This is a genomic window from Pseudoduganella sp. R-34, from assembly GCF_049904655.1.
Lineage (GTDB): Bacteria > Pseudomonadota > Gammaproteobacteria > Burkholderiales > Burkholderiaceae_D > Rugamonas.
In genome coordinates this window covers 4,829,246-4,847,558 of record NZ_CP184572.1, presented here as the reverse complement: position 1 = coordinate 4,847,558, position 18,313 = coordinate 4,829,246, and the positions used below count along the sequence as shown (strand labels likewise).

Below are 18,313 nucleotides of genomic sequence, written 5' to 3'. Positions count from 1 at the left end.
TCGGTTCAAGGAGTCGTCATGGTAGGCGTGGCAGGGGCGCCAATTAATCAGAACACGCTACCAGAGTTTGTAGGACAATGGCTCATTGAAAAGTAACTTTTCGAGGCAGGCCATGTACCTACTGGATCGCTTTACCGCTGCGCAGGAAGGCCTCTACCAACAGGTGGTCAGCGAACTGTCGGCTGGACGCAAGCGCAGCCACTGGATGTGGTTCATCTTTCCGCAGATCGCCGGCCTCGGCGCCAGCGCCATGGCGCAGCATTACGCGATCAGCGGGCTGGCCGAAGCGCAGGCCTACCTGGCGCATCCCGTGCTGGGCGCGCGGCTGCGCGAGTGCAGCGCGCTGGTGCTGGCTGTCCAGGGAGCCACGGTCCATGGTATCTTCGGGTCGCCGGACAATATGAAATTTCATTCGTCGATGACGCTGTTCGCGCAAGCCGCGCCCGACGAAGCGCTGTTCCGCGCTTGCCTCGACAAATATTTTGGCCGCGTGCCCGACCCGGCCACGCTGGACTTACTGCACAAGGAAAAACAATGACCCGTACCATCCTCGACGACGCCCACCTGCACCCGGCCATCCGCGAACGCGTGGCGAAGAACCATGCCGACATCGTGGCGGAAGTGCAGGCGGCCATTGCGGCCAACCGCGTGGTGGTCGTCGGCATGCGCCAGAACCCGTTCCCGAAAAAGACCTGCCGCCTGCTGGACGCGCAAGGCACCAAGTATGCCTACCTCGAATACGGCAGCTACTTCAGCATGTGGCGCCGCCGCACGGCGCTGAAGATGTGGACTGGCTGGCCGACCTTCCCGATGATCTTTATCGACGGCGTCCTGATTGGCGGCTTCAGCGACCTGGAGCGCCTGATCGAGAAGGGCGAATTCACTTCGCTGGTCGCACCGCGACTGCAGGGATGATGGACGCGCTGCCTTTGCGCCTGAATCCCGGCGACGACCTGCGCGGCGCCATCGAACAGGCGCTGCGCGATGCGGGAGCTGCGGCCGGCTACCTGGTGCAGGGCATCGGCAGCCTGTCGGTGGCCCAGCTGCGCTATGCCGGGCTGGCGCAGCCGACCGAGTTGCTGGGTGACCTGGAAATCCTGACGGTAGCCGGCTCGGTGGCGCCGGACGGAGCCCACCTGCACATAATGCTGTCCGATGCGCGCGGCAGGGTGTTCGGCGGGCACGTCGGCCGCGGCTGCGTCGTACGCACCACGGCCGAATTGCTGCTGGTGCTGCTGCCGGCGCACCGGTTCTCACGCGAGCACGACCCGCTTACGGGCTTTGCGGAGCTGGCGATTCGGCGCGCGCCAGGCTAGGCTTGCGTTCCTTCTGCAGGCGGGCAGCGACTTGTTCCGCGCCGGCGAAGGCGCGCACCAGGTTGCCGCCGGCCAGCTTGGCAAGGTCCTTGTCGCTCCAGCCGCGGCGTATCAGTTCCGCAAACAGGGCAGGGTAGGTCGATACGTCTTCCAGCCCTTCCGGGTTGATGGAGCCGTAATAGTCGCCGGCGATGCCGACGTGGTCCTTGCCCGCCACGCGCGCCACGTGCTCGATGTGGTCGGCCACCATGGCCAGGGTGGCTTTCGGCTGCGGGCCGGCCTTGGCGATATACGCTTCCCTGACGGCCTTGAAATCCGGGCTGTCCGGCCTGGCGCCGGCTGCTGCCGCGGCGTCGCCCAGGCCTTTGCCCCATGCCGCCACCTGCGGCGAGACGAAGGCCGGCACAAACGTTACCATCACCACGCCGCCGTTGGCCGGCAGCCGTTTCAGTACTTCGTCCGGCACGTTGCGCGGATGGTCGTCCAGTGCGCGGGCGCTGGAGTGCGAGAAGATCACCGGCGCCTCGCTGGTGTCGAGCGCCTGCAGCATCACTTCCGTGCTGACGTGGCTCAGGTCCACCAGCATGCCGAGGCGGTTCATTTCGCGCACAACTTCCTGGCCGAAGCGCGTCAGGCCGCCGTGCTTGCGTTCACCCATGGCGGCGTCGACCCAGTCCAGCGTGCTGTTGTGGGTCAGGGTCATGTAGCGGGCGCCGAGGTCGTAGTAGGCGCGCAGGGCGCCGAGGCTGTTTTCGATCACGTGGCCGCCTTCCATGCCGATGAAGCTGGCGATCTTGCCTTCGCGTTTGGCCTTGGCGATGTCGCTGCTGCGGGTGGCCAGCACCAGGCTTTCAGGATATTTCGCGATCATGCGGCGCGCCAGGTCGATCTGCTCCAGCTGCTCGACGGCCCAGCCGCTTTTCAGCTCGCCCGGCACGTAGACGCTCCAGAACTGGGCGGACAGCTTGCCTTGCTTCAGGCGCGCCAGGTCGGTTTCGTGCGGGGTGCGCTGGCGCAGGTCGTAGTGGTCCACGTCCATCGGATGGCCGGCGTCTTCGCGGATGGTCCAGGGCAGGTCATTGTGGCCATCGACCAGGGGCACGCGGTCCAGCAGGGCCTGGGCGTGGCGCAGGGCGGCGTCTGCGGCGAAGGCGGGCGAACAGCCCAGGACTCCGCACAGCAGTGTGATGTACAGTCGGTTCAAATTATCTCCGTTGAAATAGCGATTATTTTTCAAGTATGCCGCAGCGCCAAACGCCGGTATACTCTGGCGGTTTAGCAAGACCTGAATCCGGAATTCTTCATGCATCGACATCGCGCACCTGCCAGGGGCTTTACGCTCATCGAACTGATTGTCGTCATCGTCATCCTCGGCATCCTGGCTGCGGTGGCGCTGCCGAAAATGATCAACTTCGGCTCCTCCGCCCGTATCGCATCGATCCAGGCCCTTGCAGGATCGGTCAGGACGTCGATCGGCCTGGTCAAGTCGCTTACCGCGCTGAGGGGCGAAGGCACGCCCGGCGCCCAGGCCAACATCACGTTTGTCGACCTGGACGACACGACCAGCATGCGCGTCTGGAGCGGCTACCCTGACCGCTGGTGCGACGGCATCGGCATTGCGCTGCAAGGCACCAAGATACCGGCCGGCGGCTGCTACCTGTCATCCAGCGCGGTGAAGACCGGCGACTATACTTTCTACGGCTACGGCAATAGCCAGATCCCCGGCGGCGACGCCGGGTGGCGAATCGAGGAGGCGCCGAACCCGACGCAGTGCTCCGTCCGATACAACTACAACGGCGCCGGCACTCCAGTGGTCACAGTGAACACCAGCGGCTGCTAAGGGCGCCTGGGCGCGCGCAGCGGATCGAGCAGGGCGCGCAGGTTGTTGTGGTCGATCTCGTACATCAATGCCAGCAGCGCACCAAGCTCCCCTTTCGGGAAGCCTTCGCGCGCCATCCAGCCCAGGTAATGGCCTGGCAAGTCGGCCAGCTTGCGGCCCTTGTACTTCCCGTAGGGCATATCGCGCGCCGCCAGCATTGCCAGGTATTCCGGGTTCATTCTTCTACAGCGCTTTCACAGGTATGCAGATTTCGCAGGTAAAGCTGCCGTCGGTCTGCGTCGCAAGGTTCTCGTAGCGCTCAAAGCATGGGCGCTCGTCGCATTGCAGCCCGCTGGAGGGCAGCCATTCCTTCATCATGCGGTTCCACACCGGGCCGATGTCGCGCGGCGAACCGGTGTAGCGGGTGACAGCATAGCGCCCGCCGGGCAGCTGGGCGACGCTGAATTGCCCGCCGGGCTCGAAGCCTTCCGGGATCTCGACGCAGGCATCATAGCGGCACTTGTCGGCCGGTGTGACGCTCGGGTCGTCGTGGCCGATGCCGTAGCAGGTGGCGCCAGCCAGGCCGTGGCCGAGCATCCAGGGCAAGACGGCCTGGGCCCAGAACTGGCCGACAGCCGGGCCGTAGGAGCCGATGTGGCGGCGGTAGGCGATGCGGGCTGGTGGCAGGTCGACGATGTTGACTTCCATGATCATTTCTCCGAATGGGTTGTTGGAGACGCCATGTTCGCCGTTCGCGCCTGCGCCGGCCTGACCGTACTTGCTGTTCGCCTGATCCAGATTGCTATTTTGCGCCGCCAGGAACGCGGCCGTGCGCTCGGGCGTGCTGTTGCGCCACTCGGTGGGCGTGCTGCCGAAGCGGGTCTTGAAGGCCCGGGCAAAGGCTTCGCCCGAGCCGAAGCCGGTCGACAGCGCGACTTCGAGCACCGTACCGCCGGCAGCCAGCTTGTGGGCCGCGACTTCCAGCCGGCGCCGGCGCACATAGTCGCCGATGGTCTCGCCCATCCAGCCGGCGAAGATGCGGTGGAAGTGGTAGCGCGAAAAGTTGGCGATGTCGGCCAGGGCCGGCAGGTCAAGCTGCGCGTCCAGGTTGCGGTCGATATGGTCGAGCACCCGGTTCATGCGGCGCTCGTATTCGCTGCGCGGATCGTTCATGCGAGTGGATAGATGCGGTCAAGGCTGCCGGGGCCGAAGTACTTTTCGTATTCCTTGGCAGCGTAGGAATCCATCATGCCGGAAATGTAGTCCACCACCAGCCGTTCGCGCGAATCCTTCAGGCTGCGGATGGCCGGCGGCAGCAGGATGCCGCCCTTGTTGTAGGTGTTGTCGGTCAGGACTTCGAACAGGCCGCGGATGATCTTCTCCCCGCGCTTTTCGTACAACTGCACGTCTTTCTTGCGCAGGATGGCGCGCCACAGCAGGCTTTTCAGACCGCGCGCCAGCAGGCCCTTGGTGCGGTAGCCCAATTCGGGGCCGTGCTTGCCTTCCACCACGGCGATGTCGCGGCACAGTTCATGCACGATCTGCGAGGTCAGCTCCTTGCGCAGCACGATCGAATATTCCTCCGAGCTTTCCTGCATATCGCATTTCAGCGCTTCCTCGTGGGCGTGGTTGGCGATGCTGGCGAATTGCTCGTAGGCGGCGGAAAAGTCCTTGCTGATCCTGAATTCGTGGACGATCTCGCCCCAGGTGATGATGCCGAAGCTCAGCGCATCTTCCACGTCGTGGGCGGCATAGGCGATTTCGTCGGCCAGGTCCATGATCTGGGCGTCGATGCTCTTGCGGACCGTGATGCCGGCGGCGTTGAGCTGTCCGATCAGGAACGCATAGTCATCGTCGTACAGGAATTTCTTCGGATTGTCGGCGCGGCGCTGGAAGTACTTGGTGATGCCGAGCAGGGAGCGCACGGTCAGGTTCAGGCCAGCATAGGCGTGGTGCTTCTTTTCCAGCGTGCGCAGGGTGCGGAAGGCTTGCGCATTGCCCTCGAAACCGCCGGAACCGGTCGCCAGCTCGTCCAGGATCTTTTCGCCGTAATGGCCGAAAGGCGGGTTGCCGATGTCGTGCGCCAGCGAGCAGGTTTCCGATACCACGCTGCGCTCCAGCCCCAGGTCGGCCGCGATGGAACGGGCGATCTGCGCCACTTCCAGGCTGTGGGTCAGGCGGTTGCGGTTGAAACGGTTGGCGTCGACGCCGAGCAGCTGCATCTTGCCCTGCAGGCGGCGGAAAGAAGACGAATACAGCACGCGCGCATAATCGCGCATGCACTCCTCGCGGCCCTCGCCGCGGCCGTCGGCCTGGGCGTGGACGCGGTATTCGAGCGGCAGTACCAGCGCCTCCTGGGCGCGGGCGAATTCGATGGTCTGTTGGTCGTACATTGTTTTCCTCTGGTTTGCAGGGGATTCTAAGTCGCTTCCGCATTCCGGTGTATATTGCAGCCCAAATTGTTTCACGGCTGGATAATAAAATGTCACCTGTTTCGCTGTTCCTCGTGGTTCTGGCCTATTTCGGCCTGTTGCTGGGCGTGGCCTGGGCCACTTCCCGCAACGCCAACAACGACAGCTTCTTCATCGGGAACAAGAGTTCGAACTGGATGCTGGTGGCCTTCGGCATGGTCGGCACCACGCTGAGCGGCTTGACTTTCATCAGCGTGCCGGGCGCGGTGGGGCGCGACGGCTTTGGCTACATGCAGATCATGATCGGCTATGTACTCGGTTATATCGCCGTGGCCTGCATCCTGCTGCCGCTGTACTACCGCCTGAAACTGACGTCCATCTACCATTACCTCGACGTGCGGCTGGGCCGGCGCTCCTACCAGAGCGGGGCGGCATTCTTCATCCTGTCGCGCACCCTTGGCGCCACTGCGCGCCTGTACCTGGTGGTGAACATCCTGCAGGCGGTGATCCTGGACAGCCTTGGCGTGCCGTTCTGGCTGACCAACCTGGTCATCCTGGCGATGATCCTTCTGTATACCTACGAGGGCGGGGTCAAGACCATCGTCTGGACCGACACGCTACAGACCACCGGCATGCTGCTTGGCCTGGTGGCCTGCACGGCCTTCCTGCTGAACGAGATGAACCTGGGCTTGCTGGAAAGCCTGGAGCGCATGCGCTCTGCCGGGCTGGCGCGCGTGTTCACGACCGATATCAATAGCCCTGGCAACGCCTGGAAACAGGTGCTGGCGGGCATCTTCATCGTCATCACCATGACCGGCATGGACCAGGAAATGATGCAGAAGAATATCTCGGTCAAGACCCTGGGCGATTCGCAAAAGAACATGCTGGCGCTGAACGCCATCCTGGCCGGCGTGCTGGCGCTGTTCCTGTTCCTCGGCGGCCTGCTGTACCTGTATGCGCCGCAGGTGGGCGTGGCCGCGAGCGGCGACAAGATCTTCCCGGCCGTGGTGATGGGCCATATGCCGGCGCTGCTGCAGCTGGTGTTCATCATTGCCCTGATCAGCGCCCTGTTCCCGAGTGCGGATGGCGCGATCACGGCGCTGACCTCGTCCTTCTGCATCGACATCCTGGGCCTGAAACGGCGCGCTGACCTTGGCGAGGGCGCGCAACTGCGCATTCGCCACCGGGTGCACCTGGCTTTCTGCGCGCTGTTCCTGCTGCTGGTGATGGTGTTCAAGTGGATCGACAGCGCCAGCATGATCGGCATGATCCTGAAGCTGGCCGGCTACACCTACGGCCCGCTGCTTGGCCTGTTCGCCTTCGGCCTGCTCAGCAAGCGGGCGGTGAGCGACAGGCTGGTGCCGTGTGTGGCGCTGGCCGGGCCGCTGCTGTGCGCCCTGATCGACTTTAACCAGCAAAGCCTGTTCGGCAGCTACCGCATCGGCCTGGAGCTGCTGGTCATCAACGGCCTGCTGGTCATGGCTGGGCTTTACCTGATTTCTTCACCCTCCAAGGCGAATGTCGCTTATAGTGTGAAGTAGTTTCATTTTTTGCACTAGGAGTAAAGATGTCCCGCTCTGTTTTCTCGTATGTCCGCGGTGGATTTGCCTGGTTCTGGAATGCCGTGGATAAGAGCCGCCGCGCCTCCATGAACTTCCTGTTCCTGCTGGTCGTGGTGCTGCTGATTGCCGCCATGTTCGGCGGCGGCGTCAAGCCCTTGGGCGACAAGACCATGCTGGTCCTGAACCTGGAGGGCTCTTTGGTTGAACAATCGTCCGGCAGCAGCCGTGACGCGCTGATGGCCGGCCTGTCCGGCGGCGAAGTGCACAAATCCGTGCAACTGCGCGATGTCCTGAACGTGCTCGATGCGGCGGCCAAGGATCCGCAAATCGGCGGCGCCGTGCTGGTGCTGGACGAAATGCAGGGCGGCGGCCAGGCCATGCTGCGCGAGATCGGCGCCGCGGTGGACCGTTTCAAGGCCAGCGGCAAGAAGGTCGTGGCCTGGGGCTCCAGTTATAACCAGCGCCAGTACCAGGTCGCGATTCACGCCGACGAAGTCTACCTGCACCCGATGGGCGCAGTGTTCCTCGACGGTTTCGGCAAATACCGCAATTACTACCGCGATGCGCTGGACAAGGTAGGCGTGACTGTGAACCTGATGAAGGTCGGCACCTACAAGAGCTTCGCCGAGCCGTTCATCGCCAACGGCCCTTCGCCGGCGGCGGCGGAAGCGGATGCTTTCCTGTACAACGACCTGTGGGCGCGCTACATCGCCCAGGTGGAGCAGTCGCGCAAGATGCCGGAAGGCGCGCTGATGAAGGCGATCGACAACCTGCCGGCACTGGTGGCTGAAGCAAAAGGCAACCTGGCGCAGGTAGCGCTGGACGCCAAGCTGGTCGACGGCCTGAAAACCAAGGATGAACTGCGCGTCATGATGACCAAGCGCGGCGTGGACGATCCTGCGGCCAAGTCCTTCCGCCAGGTCAACTTCCACGATTACCTGGCGCGCGTCTTCCCTAAACTGACCGGCGACGCGATCGGCGTGGTCATGGCGGTCGGCGAAATCAGCGACGGCGATGCGCCGGCCGGCCAGATCGGCGGCGCGTCGACGGCACGCCTGGTGCGCATGGCGCGCGAAGACAGTTCGATCAAGGCGGTGGTGCTGCGCGTCGATTCGCCCGGCGGCAGCGCTTTCGGCTCGGAGCTGATCCGCCGCGAGCTGGAGCTGACCCGCGCGGCAGGCAAGCCGGTGGTGGTCTCGATGGGCAATGTGGCCGCGTCCGGCGGTTACTGGATTTCGATGGCTTCCGACGAAGTAATTGCCGACCCGGCCACCATTACCGGCTCGATCGGCGTGTTCGCCCTGTTCCCGACCGTGGACAAGGTGATCGACAAGCTGGGCATCCACACCGCCGGACAGACCACCACCTGGCTGGGCGATGCAGGCAATCCGCTGCGTCCGATGGACCCTCGCTTCGGTCAATTGATCCAGGGCGTGATTGGCCACACCTACGAGGAATTCACCGCCAAGGCGGCCAAGGCGCGCAAGACCACGGCTGACAAGATCGATGCCGTGGGCCAGGGCCGCGTATGGACCGGCGCGCAGGCGCAGGAGCGCGGCCTGGTCGATACGCTGGGCGGCTACCAGGATGCGCTGAAGGCGGCTGCACGCCGTGCCAAGATGAGCGGCGAGCCGCGTATCGTCTACATCGAGCGTGAAGTGTCGCGCTTCGACAAGGTGCTGGAGTTCTTCGGCGCCTCGACTGCGAAGGCCGCTGCCGCCAAGGCCTTTGGCGACCAGGCCCGCGCTTCGCTGCTGCCTGCCGGGATGCCGGCTGGCGTGGCTACCGAGGTGGTGCAGGACCTGGGCTGGTTGAACGAAATGACCGCCCAGCGCAAGCCGTTCATGGCGCTGACCCATTGCCTCTGCAGTTCGCCCGATTAGTTTGTAGCAGCTTTGTAAGCAGTTATTACAAGAAACAAGCCGCCAGCCAGTCTGGCGGCTTTTCTTTTGGGGCGCCAGGGCGCTTGAATTGTTTCCGATGTTTCTTGCCTAACGCATTTGCGCCGGGGCGCTGTGCTAGAGTCAATTCGCGTTCTTACCAAAAGAAGAAAGGGTCGCCCCATGGAGACTCCAACAACATCCAGTACCCCGTCGAAACCTCGCGCCGGCAAGCGGGCGCGCTGGATCCGGGGAGTCGCCGCCCTGGCCGGGATGCTGGCCCTGGGCGGCCTGGCCTGGTACCTGACCCACCGCGGCCCGGCCGATGCCGGGCCGGGTGGTCCGGGTACCTCAGCCGCTGCCGCCGGACAGGGGGGGCGCGGCGCTGGTGCGGGCGGCGCTGGCGGCGGCCGGGGCGGACGCAGCGGCCGCGGTCCGGCTGCCACGGTGGGCGTGGCGACTGCCGAAAAGGCCGACCTGCCGGTCACGCTCGATGCGCTGGGCACGGTCACCGCAGCCGCTACGACGACGGTGCGGCCGCAGGTCTCCGGCATCCTGCAAAAGGTCTTGTTCAAGGAAGGCCAGATGGTGAAGGCGGGCCAGGTGCTGGCCCAGATCGATGCGCGTCCCTTCGAGCTGCAACTGATGCAGGCGACCGGCCAGCGCGAACGCGACGAAGCGCAGCTGGAAAACGCCCGCCTGACCCTTGAACGCTACCGCACCTTGCTGTCGCAGGACTCCATTGCGCGGCAGGACGTCGATACGCAGGCGGCGCTGGTCAAGCAGCTCCAGGGCACGGTCACCACCGACCGCGCGAATGAGGGCACGGCGCGCCTGAACCTTGGCTATACGAAGGTGCTTGCGCCGATCAGCGGGCGGGTCGGCTTGCGGGTGGTCGATATCGGCAACCTGGTAGGTTCTGGCGATGCCGGGGGCATCGCGGTGATTACGCAATTGGCGCCGATCGACGTGGAGTTTGCGGTGCCGCAGGACCGGGTCTCCGAGCTGGGGCAGCGCGCCGGCGATCGCGCCGGCGATCGCATGGTGGCGCTGGCGTACGACCGCACGCGCAGCACAGTGCTGGAGAAAGGCGAGTTTTACGCGCTGGACAACCAGGTCGACACCCAGACCGGTACGGTAATGGCCAAGGCGCGCTTTGCCAACGCCGGTTCCTCGCTGTTCCCCAGCCAGTTCGTGAACGTGCGGCTGGAGCTGCGCACCATCAAGGACGCCGTCGTGGTGCCGGTGACGGCATTGCGGCACGGTGCTTCGGGCGATTACGTATACGTGCTGCAGGATGGCCAGACGGCGTCGCTGCGGCCGGTCAAGCGCGGGATTGCCACCGTGGACAAGGTGCAGATCGAGAGCGGCCTGGCAGCGGGCGAGCAGGTGATTACCGAAGGCGCGGACCGCATCAAGGATGGGGCGCGCGTGACGCTGCCAACGCAGCGACCAGGCGCCGACGGCGAGCACGCGGGCCGCTCGCGCGGCGAAGGCAGGCCGGCGGGCGAGGGCGGCGGCAAGTGGCGGCGTCATCGCGAGGATGCCGGGGCGGGCGGCGACGCACCGGGAGCGGGAGGCGATGGCCGCCGGACGCGTGACGGTGCGTCAGGCGGGGCGCGGGGCGAGGGCCGGGCAGCGGACGGCGTGACGCGATGAGTCCCTCGGCGCCATTTATCCAGCGGCCGGTGGCGACGGCGCTGTTCATGCTGGCCATCGTGCTGGCAGGACTGCTTGGCTACCGCTTCCTGCCGCTGTCGGCGCTGCCGCAGGTCGACTTCCCGACCATCCAGGTACGCACCCTGTATCCTGGCGCCAGCCCGGAAGTGATGGGCCGCACGGTGACGGCGCCGCTGGAGCGGCAGTTCGGCCAGATGTCCGGCCTGCAGCGCATGAGTTCCACCAGCGCCGCCGGCGTTTCCATCATCACGCTGCAGTTCAGCCTGGGGCAGACCCTGGACGTGGCCGAGCAGGAAGTGCAGGCCGCCATCAATGCCGGCGGCTCGCTGCTGCCGACCGACTTGCCGGCGCCGCCCGTGTACGCCAAGGTCAACCCGGCCGACGCGCCAGTGCTGACCCTGGCCATCACGTCGAAAACCATGCCGCTGACGGAAGTGCAGAACATCGTCAACACGCGGCTGGCGCTGAAAATCAGCCAGGTCAACGGCGTCGGCCTGGTCACGCTGAGCGGTGGCCAGCGGCCTGCCGTGCGCATCCAGGCCGACACCCAGGCGCTGGCCAGCTACGGACTGGGCCTCGATACGCTGCGCACCGCCATCACGGCGGCCAATGCCAACAGCGCCAAAGGCAGCTTCGACGGCCCCACGCGCGCTTTCACCATCAATGCCAACGACCAGTTGCTGGCGGCCGACGACTACCGCCAGTTGATTGTCTCCTACCGCAACGGCGCGCCGGTCCGGCTGCAGGACGTGGCCCGCGTGGTGGATAGTGCGGAAAACGTCAAGCTCGGCGCCTGGGCCGGCCTGACGCCCGCCATCATTCTCGACGTGCAGCGCCAGCCGGGCGCCAACGTCATCGCCACCGTGGACGCCATCAAGGAGCGCCTGCCGGAACTGCAGGCCAGCCTGCCCGGCGCCATCGAGGTGACGGTGCTGAGCGACCGCACCCACGGCATCCGCGCATCGGTGCTGCACGTGGAGCTGGAACTGCTGCTGGCCGTGGTGCTGGTGGTGCTTGTGATCTTCGCCTTCCTGCGCAGCCCGCGCGCCACGGTGATTGCCAGCCTGGCGGTGCCGATCTCGCTGGTCGGCACCTTTGGCATCATGTACCTGCTCGGCTACAGCCTGAATAACCTCAGCCTGATGGCGCTCACCATCGCCACCGGCTTCGTGGTGGACGACGCCATCGTCATGATCGAGAACATCGCGCGTCACATCGAAGAAGGCGAGACCCCGATGAATGCCGCCCTTAAAGGCGCGCAGCAGATCGGCTTCACCATCATCTCCCTGACGGTGTCGCTGATCGCGGTGCTGATCCCGCTGCTGTTCATGGGCGACGTCGTGGGCCGCCTGTTCCGCGAGTTCGCGGTCACGCTGGCCATCACCATCCTGATCTCCGCCGTGGTGTCGCTGACGCTGGTGCCGATGATGTCGGGCCGATGGCTGGCCGAACACAAGGAGCATGAGGAGACCCTGTTCGACCGCCTGGTCAAGCGCTATGACGGAAGCCTGCAATGGGTGCTGGAGCGCCAGGGCCTGACCCTGCTGGTGGCGCTGGGCACGCTGCTGCTGACGGTGCTGCTCTACCTGTGGATTCCAAAAGGCCTGTTCCCGACCCAGGATACCGGCCAGTTGCAAGCCCGCATCGAGGCCGCGCAGACCGTGTCCTATGAACGCATGGCGCAACTGCAGCAGCAAGCCGCCCGCGCACTGCTGGACGACCCGGCCGTGGCCTCGCTTAGTTCGGTGGTCGGCGTCGATGCTGGCAACAACACCATGCTGCATACCGGCAGCATGCTGGTCAACCTGAAACCGGACCGCGACAAGCTGCAGGTCGTGATGGAGCGCCTGCGCCAGCGCGTGGCGCAGGTGGCGGGCGTCAAGCTTTACCTGCAGCCCACGCAAGACCTGACCATCGATGCTGAAAGCGGGCCGACCCAGTATCGTGTCTCGCTGGAAGGCGCCGACAACGCCACCGTGTCCGAGTGGGCTGCCAGACTGGCCGAACGCATGGCAGCCAAGGAGCGCCTGCGCAATGTGGTGTCCGACGTGGGAGCTACCGGCGCTGGCGCCTACGTCAGCATCGACCGCGACACGGCATCGCGGCTGTCGATCACCGCTGCCGCCGTCGATGATGCCTTGTACAGCGCCTTCGGCCAGCGCATCGTGTCCACCATCTTCACCGAGACCAACCAGTACCGGGTGATCCTGGAGGCCGGCCAGGACCGCATGGACACGCCGGAAGCACTTGGCAACCTGCAACTGCGCACCGGCAGCGGCAAGCCGACCCCATTGTCGGCCATTGCCAGTGTGCAGGAGCGCCCGGCGCCGCTGCAGGTCACGCACGTGGCGCAATACCCGGCCACCACCATCGGCTTCGATGCCGCGCCGGGCGTCGCGCTGGGGCAGGCGGTGGACGCCATTCGCGATGCGGCGAAAGAAGTCGTCCTGCCGCAGTCGGTCAGCCTGACTTTCCTCGGCGCGGCCGGCGCCTACCAGGCTTCGCTGAGCAACCAGCTCTGGCTGATCCTGGCGGCCGTGGTGTGCGTCTACATCGTGCTGGGCGTGCTGTACGAAAGCTATATCCACCCGCTGACCATCCTGTCCACGCTGCCCTCGGCCGGCGTCGGCGCGCTGCTGGCGCTGATGCTGACGGGGCAGGAGCTGGGCGTGATCGGCATCATCGGGATCATCCTGCTGATCGGCATTGTGAAGAAGAACGCCATCATGATGATCGACTTCGCCATCGAGGCGGAACGCGAGCAGGGCATGGCGCCGCGCGACGCGATCCACCAGGCCGCACTGCTGCGCTTGCGGCCGATCCTGATGACCACCATGGCGGCGCTGTTTGCGGCCATCCCGCTGATGTTGGGCTGGGGCGAAGGCGCGGAGCTGCGCCGGCCGCTCGGCCTGTCGATCTTCGGCGGCCTGATTGTCAGCCAGTTGCTGACGCTGTACACCACGCCGGTGATCTACCTGGCCTTTGACCGGCTTGCGCAGCGCCGCCGAAAAGGTAGAGAAGCATGAACCTGTCCGAGCCCTTTGTCCGCCGTCCGATTGCCACGGTGCTGCTGACGATCGGGCTGGCTCTGGCCGGCATTGCGGCCTTCTTCGTGCTGCCGGTATCGCCTTTGCCGCAGGTGGACTATCCATCGATCTCGGTCAGCGCCAGCTTGCCGGGCGCCAGCCCGGACACCATGGCAAGCAGCGTGGCGACGCCGCTGGAGCGGCGCCTGGCCGTGATCGCGGGCGTCAACGAGGTCACTTCTTCATCCGGCAGCGGTTCGACCCGCGTCAACCTGCAGTTTGAGCTGAACCGCAAGATCGATGCCGCGGCGCGCGAAGTGCAGGCCGCCATCAATGCCTCGCGCGCCGACCTGCCGGCGACGCTGCGCAGCAATCCGACTTACCGCAAGGCCAATCCATCCGATGCGCCGGTCATCATCCTGGCGCTGACATCGGCGACGCGCAGCCCGGGGCAAGTGTATGAGTCGGTGTCGAACATCGTGCAGCAGAAGCTGGCGCAGGTGAAGGGCGTCGGCGACGTGGAGATCGGCGGCGGTTCGCTGCCGGCGGTACGCGTCGAGTTGCTGCCGTTTGCGCTGAACCGCTATGGCGTATCGTCCGAGGACGTGCGGGCTGCGATCCAGGCCACGAACGCCAACCGGCCCAAAGGCGCGATCGAGGTCGAAGGACGGCGCCTGCAAATCTATTCGGCAGCTTCAACAGCCAGCGGCGGGCGCAGCGCGGCCGATTACCGCGACCTGGTGGTAGCCTGGCGCGACGGCGCCGCGATCCGGCTCGACGACGTGGCCGAGGTCACCGACGGCGCCGAGAACCGCAATACGCTGGGCCTGTTCAACGGCGATCCCGCAGTCATCGTGCTGGTGACGCGCCAGCCTGGCGCCAACGTGATCGAGACGGTGGATGCGGTGCGCGCGCTGCTGCCGCAGCTGCAGGCGCAATTGCCGCAGGACGTGAAACTGCAGGTCGCTTCGGACAGCACCAACTCGATCCGTTCGTCGCTGCACGAGATCGAATTCACCTTGCTGATCTCGATCGTGCTGGTGGTGCTGGTGGTCAGTGCCTTCCTGCGCAGCGCGCGGGCGACCGTGATCCCGGCGATCGCCACGGTGGTGTCGTTGCTGGGCACCTTCGGCGTGATGTACCTGCTGGGCTTCAGCCTGAACAACCTTAGCCTGATGGCGCTGACCGTAGCCACCGGCTTCGTGGTCGATGACGCCATCGTGGTGCTGGAGAACACGGCGCGCCACATGGAGCAGGGCATGGAGCGCTTCGCCGCCGCGCTGCAGGGGGCCAGGGAAGTCGGCTTCACCGTGCTGTCGATCAGCGTGTCGCTGGTGGCGGTATTCATTCCGCTGCTGTTCATGGGTGGACAGGTGGGGCGGCTGTTCCGCGAATTTGCCGTCACCCTGTCGGCGGCGGTGATGATTTCCCTTGTGATTTCACTGACCACTACGCCGATGCTGTGCGCCTGGCTGCTGCGGCCGGGCGCCGGGCAGAAGCCGCCGGGGCGCGTGTCGCGCTGGTTCGAGCGCGGTTTCGGCGTCATCTTGCGCACGTATGAAAAATCACTGGACTGGGCGTTGGACAGTGCCTGGCTGGTGATGCTGGTGCTGGTGTTCGTGGTGGGGCTGAACGTGTACCTGTATGCGTCGGCGCCGAAGGGATTTTTCCCGCAGCAGGATACGGGACAGATCAACGGGGGCATCCGGGCCGACCAGAGCATCTCGTTCCAGGCCATGCAGGGCAAGCTGCGGCAGCTGGTGAATATCATCCGCGACGATCCGGCGGTGGCCACGGTGGTCGGCTTTACCGGCGGCTCGCGGGCGGGCGGCGGTTTCATGTTCGTCAGCCTGAAGCCGGTGGCCGAGCGCGACGTGACCGGGCAGCAGGTGATTGCGCGCTTGCGGCCCAAGCTGGCGCGCGTGACCGGCGTGTCGCTGTTCCTGAATACGGTGCAGGACTTGCGCATGGGCGGGCGGCAGAGCAATTCCACCTACCAGTACACGCTGAAGAGCGATAACCGGGCCGACTTGAAACGTTGGGCATCGCGGCTGGCGGACGAGATGAAACGGCAGAAAGCACTGGTGGACGTCGATACCGACCAGGCGGACAACGGAGTGGAAACGTTCGTCGCGGCCGACAAGGACATGGTGGCGCGCATGGGGCTGACGATGCGCGATGTCGACAACGCGCTGTATAACGCCTTCGGCCAGCGCCAGGTGGCCACCATCTACGATGAGCTGAACCAGTACAAGGTGGTGATGGAGGTGGCGCCGCAATACGCGCGCAGTCCCGAGGCCCTGGCCGATGTCTATGTGGCGCGGCGCGCGGCGGCGACTGCGCAGGAGCTGGGCAGTGCGGCGAATGGCGCAGGCGCATCGGCGAGCGGCGCTGGCTCGGCCGCCGGCGCCAGCGCCAGCACGGCTGGCAGCGTGGTGGGGGCAGGGATGCGCGACCCGTCCGGCGGCTCGGCCCTGAGCGCGCAGGCGGAAGCAATGGTGCCGCTGGCGGCGCTGGCGACCTTCGCCGAGCGCTCGACGCCGGCCTCGGTCAACCACCAGGATGGCGAGTTGGCCACGACGGTCTCCTTCAACCTGGCCGATGGCGCCAGCCTGGGCGAGGCGCAGCAAGCGGTGAAAGACGCGGAAAACGCCATCGGCATGCCCAACAATGTGCGCGGCAGCTTCCAGGGCACGGCGCGCACGGCGCAGGAAACCAACCAGCAGCAGCCGCTATTGATCGCCGCCGCGCTGGTGGTGATCTATATCGTCCTCGGCATGCTGTACGAAAGCCTGGTGCACCCGATCACGGTGCTGTCGACGTTGCCGTCAGCTGGCGTGGGGGCAGTGCTGGCGCTGCTGATGTTCCGCATGGAGTTCTCGCTGATTGCCCTGATCGGCGTCTTCCTCCTGATCGGCATCGTGAAGAAGAACGCCATCCTGATCATCGACTTCGCGCTGGAGGCGGAGCGCACGCGCGGCCTCGATCCGCGCAGCGCCGTGCGGGAAGCCTGCCTGCTGCGCTTCCGCCCGATCCTGATGACGACCATGGCAGCGGCGCTGGGCGCGCTGCCGCTGGCAATTGGTTTCGGCGAAGGCTCCGAGCTGCGCCAGCCGCTGGGCATTGCCATCATCGGCGGCCTGGTCGCCAGCCAGTTGCTCACCTTGTTGACCACGCCCGTGGTCTACCTTTTGCTCGACAAGATGCGCCTGCGTGGCGCGAAGGCCACATCATGAAAAAAATTCTTGGCGCGTGCACGCTCATACTGGCCGGTTGCGCCACCGGCCCGGCCTACCACACGCCCAGCGCGCCGCTGTCGGCCGAATTCAAGGAAGCACAGGGCTGGCAGCCGGCCGCGCCGGCGGATTTGCTGGAAAAAGGGCCATGGTGGGAGCTGTTTGGCGACGCTGCGCTCAACGCGCTGGCCGGGCTGGTGGAAGTGAACAACCAGAACGTGGCGGCGGCAGGGGCGCGCTACGCTCAGGCGCGCGCCGCCGTGGCCGAGCAACGCGCGGCGCTGTTCCCGGTGGTGACGCTGGACGCCAGCGCCAACCGCAATGGCGGCGGCGGGGACACGCGTACCGGCAACCAGTACCGCGTCAACATCGGCGCCAGCTGGGAGCCGGACGTATGGGGCAGGCTGCGCGCCGGCGTCAGCGGCGCCCAGGCCAGCGCCCAGGCCAGCGAAGCTGACCTGGCGGCCGCGCGCCTGGCGGCACAGGGCGAGCTGGCCGTCAACTACATCGGCCTGCGTCTGGCGGATGCCCAACTGGCGCTGCTGGGCGAAACAGTGGAGGGCTACCAGCGCGTGCTGCAGATCACCCAGAACCGGGTCAACGCCGGCGTGGCGCCCAGTTCGGACCTGCTGCAGGCACAGACCCAGCTGGCCAACGCCAGCGCCGACCGCCTGGCCGTACAGCGCCAGCGCGCCCAGCTCGAACACGCGATCGCCATCCTGCTTGGCAAGGCGCCGGCCGACTTCACGCTGGCGCCGGCGCCCTGGACGCTGCAGGTACCGCTGGTCCCGGCCGGCCTGCCGTCCACGCTGCTGGAGCGGCGGCCCGACATCGCCGCCGCCGAACGCCGGGTCGCGGCGGCCAACGCGCAGATCGGCATCGCCCGCAGCGCCTATTTCCCGAGCCTGAGCCTGGGCGGCAGCTACGGCGTGGCGGGCAGCCAGCTGGGCGGCTTGTTCAGCGCCTCCAACACCCTGTGGTCGCTCGGCCTGTCGGCGGCGCAGGCGGTGTTCAATGCCGGCGCCACCGGCGCCCGCGTCGACCAGGCCAACGCCGCCCGCGACGTGGCGGTGGCGGCTTATCGCCAATCCGTCCTGAACGCGCTGGCCGACGTGGAAGACCAGTTGGCGGCCAGCCGTGTGTTGGCGCAACAACAGTCCTTGCGCGAGACGTCCTCCGCTGCGGCCAGCCAGGTCGAGCAGCAGATGCTGAATCGCTACCGCGCCGGCCAGGTTGGCTACACGGAAGTGGTCACGGCCCAGGTCACGGCACTCAATGCACGGCGCGCCCTGTTACAGGCGCAGGCCGACCGGCAGTCAACCGCAGTGGCCCTGGTGCAGGCGCTGGGAGGCGGCTGGCACGCCCGGTAAACCTCGCTGCCGG

Annotated in this window: 14 protein-coding genes; 10 read left to right on the top strand and 4 right to left on the bottom strand. The window is 65.9% G+C overall.

Annotation, left to right across the window (positions count from 1 at the left end):
* The first annotated feature begins 112 nt into the window (after positions 1 to 112).
* From ACN9MW_RS22125 to ACN9MW_RS22115, 3 genes are read left to right on the top strand one after another with little or no spacing between them, the layout of a single operon-like run.
* Positions 113 to 538, top strand: coding sequence for a DUF1810 domain-containing protein (locus tag ACN9MW_RS22125; protein WP_426162707.1), 426 nt, complete (start codon positions 113 to 115; stop codon positions 536 to 538).
* Complete coding sequence (locus tag ACN9MW_RS22120) at positions 535 to 915, top strand: glutaredoxin domain-containing protein (protein ID WP_426162705.1); 381 nt, start codon at positions 535 to 537, stop codon at positions 913 to 915. The genes ACN9MW_RS22125 and ACN9MW_RS22120 overlap by 4 nt, the downstream gene beginning before the upstream one ends.
* Positions 915 to 1,316, top strand: coding sequence for a PPC domain-containing DNA-binding protein (locus tag ACN9MW_RS22115; protein WP_426172268.1), 402 nt, complete (start codon positions 915 to 917; stop codon positions 1,314 to 1,316). Before ACN9MW_RS22120 ends, ACN9MW_RS22115 begins: the two co-directional genes overlap by 1 nt.
* On the opposite strand, the gene ACN9MW_RS22110 is transcribed toward ACN9MW_RS22115, so the two are convergent.
* Positions 1,273 to 2,520 (bottom strand): dipeptidase, encoded by a 1,248-nt coding sequence (locus ACN9MW_RS22110; RefSeq protein WP_426162703.1) that lies wholly within the window; start codon positions 2,518 to 2,520, stop codon positions 1,273 to 1,275. The two genes, ACN9MW_RS22115 and ACN9MW_RS22110, sit on opposite strands and share 44 nt — an antisense overlap.
* A 99-nt stretch (positions 2,521 to 2,619) precedes the next feature.
* Here ACN9MW_RS22110 and ACN9MW_RS22105 point away from each other — a divergent pair, with 99 nt between their 5' ends.
* Entirely contained in the window at positions 2,620 to 3,156 is a 537-nt protein-coding gene (locus ACN9MW_RS22105; RefSeq protein ID WP_426162701.1) for a pilus assembly FimT family protein, read from the top strand.
* On the opposite strand, the gene ACN9MW_RS22100 is transcribed toward ACN9MW_RS22105, so the two are convergent.
* From ACN9MW_RS22100 to dgt, 3 genes are read right to left on the bottom strand one after another with little or no spacing between them, the layout of a single operon-like run.
* On the bottom strand, positions 3,153 to 3,374 hold the full coding sequence (locus ACN9MW_RS22100) for a DUF3820 family protein (protein ID WP_426162700.1): 222 nt from the start codon (positions 3,372 to 3,374) through the stop codon (positions 3,153 to 3,155). The genes ACN9MW_RS22105 and ACN9MW_RS22100 overlap by 4 nt on opposite strands.
* A 4-nt stretch (positions 3,375 to 3,378) precedes the next feature.
* Positions 3,379 to 4,308, bottom strand: coding sequence for an AraC family transcriptional regulator (locus tag ACN9MW_RS22095; protein WP_426162698.1), 930 nt, complete (start codon positions 4,306 to 4,308; stop codon positions 3,379 to 3,381).
* Positions 4,305 to 5,528, bottom strand: coding sequence for a dGTP triphosphohydrolase (gene dgt, locus ACN9MW_RS22090; protein WP_426162696.1), 1,224 nt, complete (start codon positions 5,526 to 5,528; stop codon positions 4,305 to 4,307). Before dgt ends, ACN9MW_RS22095 begins: the two co-directional genes overlap by 4 nt.
* An 89-nt stretch (positions 5,529 to 5,617) precedes the next feature.
* Between dgt and ACN9MW_RS22085 the strand changes: the two genes are divergently transcribed.
* The 6 genes from ACN9MW_RS22085 (at position 5,618) to ACN9MW_RS22060 (ending at position 18,300) form a co-directional block, all read left to right on the top strand.
* Positions 5,618 to 7,087, top strand: a complete 1,470-nt coding sequence (locus tag ACN9MW_RS22085; protein ID WP_426162694.1) for a sodium:solute symporter — start codon at positions 5,618 to 5,620, stop codon at positions 7,085 to 7,087.
* 26 nt (positions 7,088 to 7,113) lie between these two features.
* Complete coding sequence (sppA, locus tag ACN9MW_RS22080) at positions 7,114 to 8,991, top strand: signal peptide peptidase SppA (RefSeq protein ID WP_426162692.1); 1,878 nt, start codon at positions 7,114 to 7,116, stop codon at positions 8,989 to 8,991.
* 180 nt (positions 8,992 to 9,171) lie between these two features.
* A complete protein-coding gene (locus ACN9MW_RS22075) occupies positions 9,172 to 10,647 on the top strand; it encodes an efflux RND transporter periplasmic adaptor subunit (RefSeq protein WP_426162690.1) in 1,476 nt (491 codons plus the stop codon).
* A complete protein-coding gene (locus ACN9MW_RS22070; protein ID WP_426162688.1) occupies positions 10,644 to 13,694 on the top strand; it encodes an efflux RND transporter permease subunit in 3,051 nt (1,016 codons plus the stop codon). The genes ACN9MW_RS22075 and ACN9MW_RS22070 overlap by 4 nt, the downstream gene beginning before the upstream one ends.
* Entirely contained in the window at positions 13,691 to 16,930 is a 3,240-nt protein-coding gene (locus tag ACN9MW_RS22065; protein WP_426162686.1) for an efflux RND transporter permease subunit, read from the top strand. Before ACN9MW_RS22070 ends, ACN9MW_RS22065 begins: the two co-directional genes overlap by 4 nt.
* Positions 16,927 to 18,300: an efflux transporter outer membrane subunit gene (locus tag ACN9MW_RS22060; protein WP_426162684.1), complete on the top strand. Its 1,374-nt coding sequence runs from the start codon at positions 16,927 to 16,929 to the stop codon at positions 18,298 to 18,300. Before ACN9MW_RS22065 ends, ACN9MW_RS22060 begins: the two co-directional genes overlap by 4 nt.
* Positions 18,301 to 18,313 lie beyond the last annotated feature (13 nt).

Coding starts and splice junctions, on each gene's coding strand:
- ACN9MW_RS22125 (WP_426162707.1), top strand. CDS start 113: ATGTACCTACTGGATCGCTTTACCGCTGCGCAGGAAGGCCTCTACCAA.
- ACN9MW_RS22120 (WP_426162705.1), top strand. CDS start 535: ATGACCCGTACCATCCTCGACGACGCCCACCTGCACCCGGCCATCCGC.
- ACN9MW_RS22115 (WP_426172268.1), top strand. CDS start 915: ATGGACGCGCTGCCTTTGCGCCTGAATCCCGGCGACGACCTGCGCGGC.
- ACN9MW_RS22105 (WP_426162701.1), top strand. CDS start 2,620: ATGCATCGACATCGCGCACCTGCCAGGGGCTTTACGCTCATCGAACTG.
- ACN9MW_RS22100 (WP_426162700.1), bottom strand. CDS start 3,374: ATGAACCCGGAATACCTGGCAATGCTGGCGGCGCGCGATATGCCCTAC.
- ACN9MW_RS22095 (WP_426162698.1), bottom strand. CDS start 4,308: ATGAACGATCCGCGCAGCGAATACGAGCGCCGCATGAACCGGGTGCTC.
- dgt (WP_426162696.1), bottom strand. CDS start 5,528: ATGTACGACCAACAGACCATCGAATTCGCCCGCGCCCAGGAGGCGCTG.
- ACN9MW_RS22085 (WP_426162694.1), top strand. CDS start 5,618: ATGTCACCTGTTTCGCTGTTCCTCGTGGTTCTGGCCTATTTCGGCCTG.
- sppA (WP_426162692.1), top strand. CDS start 7,114: ATGTCCCGCTCTGTTTTCTCGTATGTCCGCGGTGGATTTGCCTGGTTC.
- ACN9MW_RS22075 (WP_426162690.1), top strand. CDS start 9,172: ATGGAGACTCCAACAACATCCAGTACCCCGTCGAAACCTCGCGCCGGC.
- ACN9MW_RS22070 (WP_426162688.1), top strand. CDS start 10,644: ATGAGTCCCTCGGCGCCATTTATCCAGCGGCCGGTGGCGACGGCGCTG.
- ACN9MW_RS22065 (WP_426162686.1), top strand. CDS start 13,691: ATGAACCTGTCCGAGCCCTTTGTCCGCCGTCCGATTGCCACGGTGCTG.
- ACN9MW_RS22060 (WP_426162684.1), top strand. CDS start 16,927: ATGAAAAAAATTCTTGGCGCGTGCACGCTCATACTGGCCGGTTGCGCC.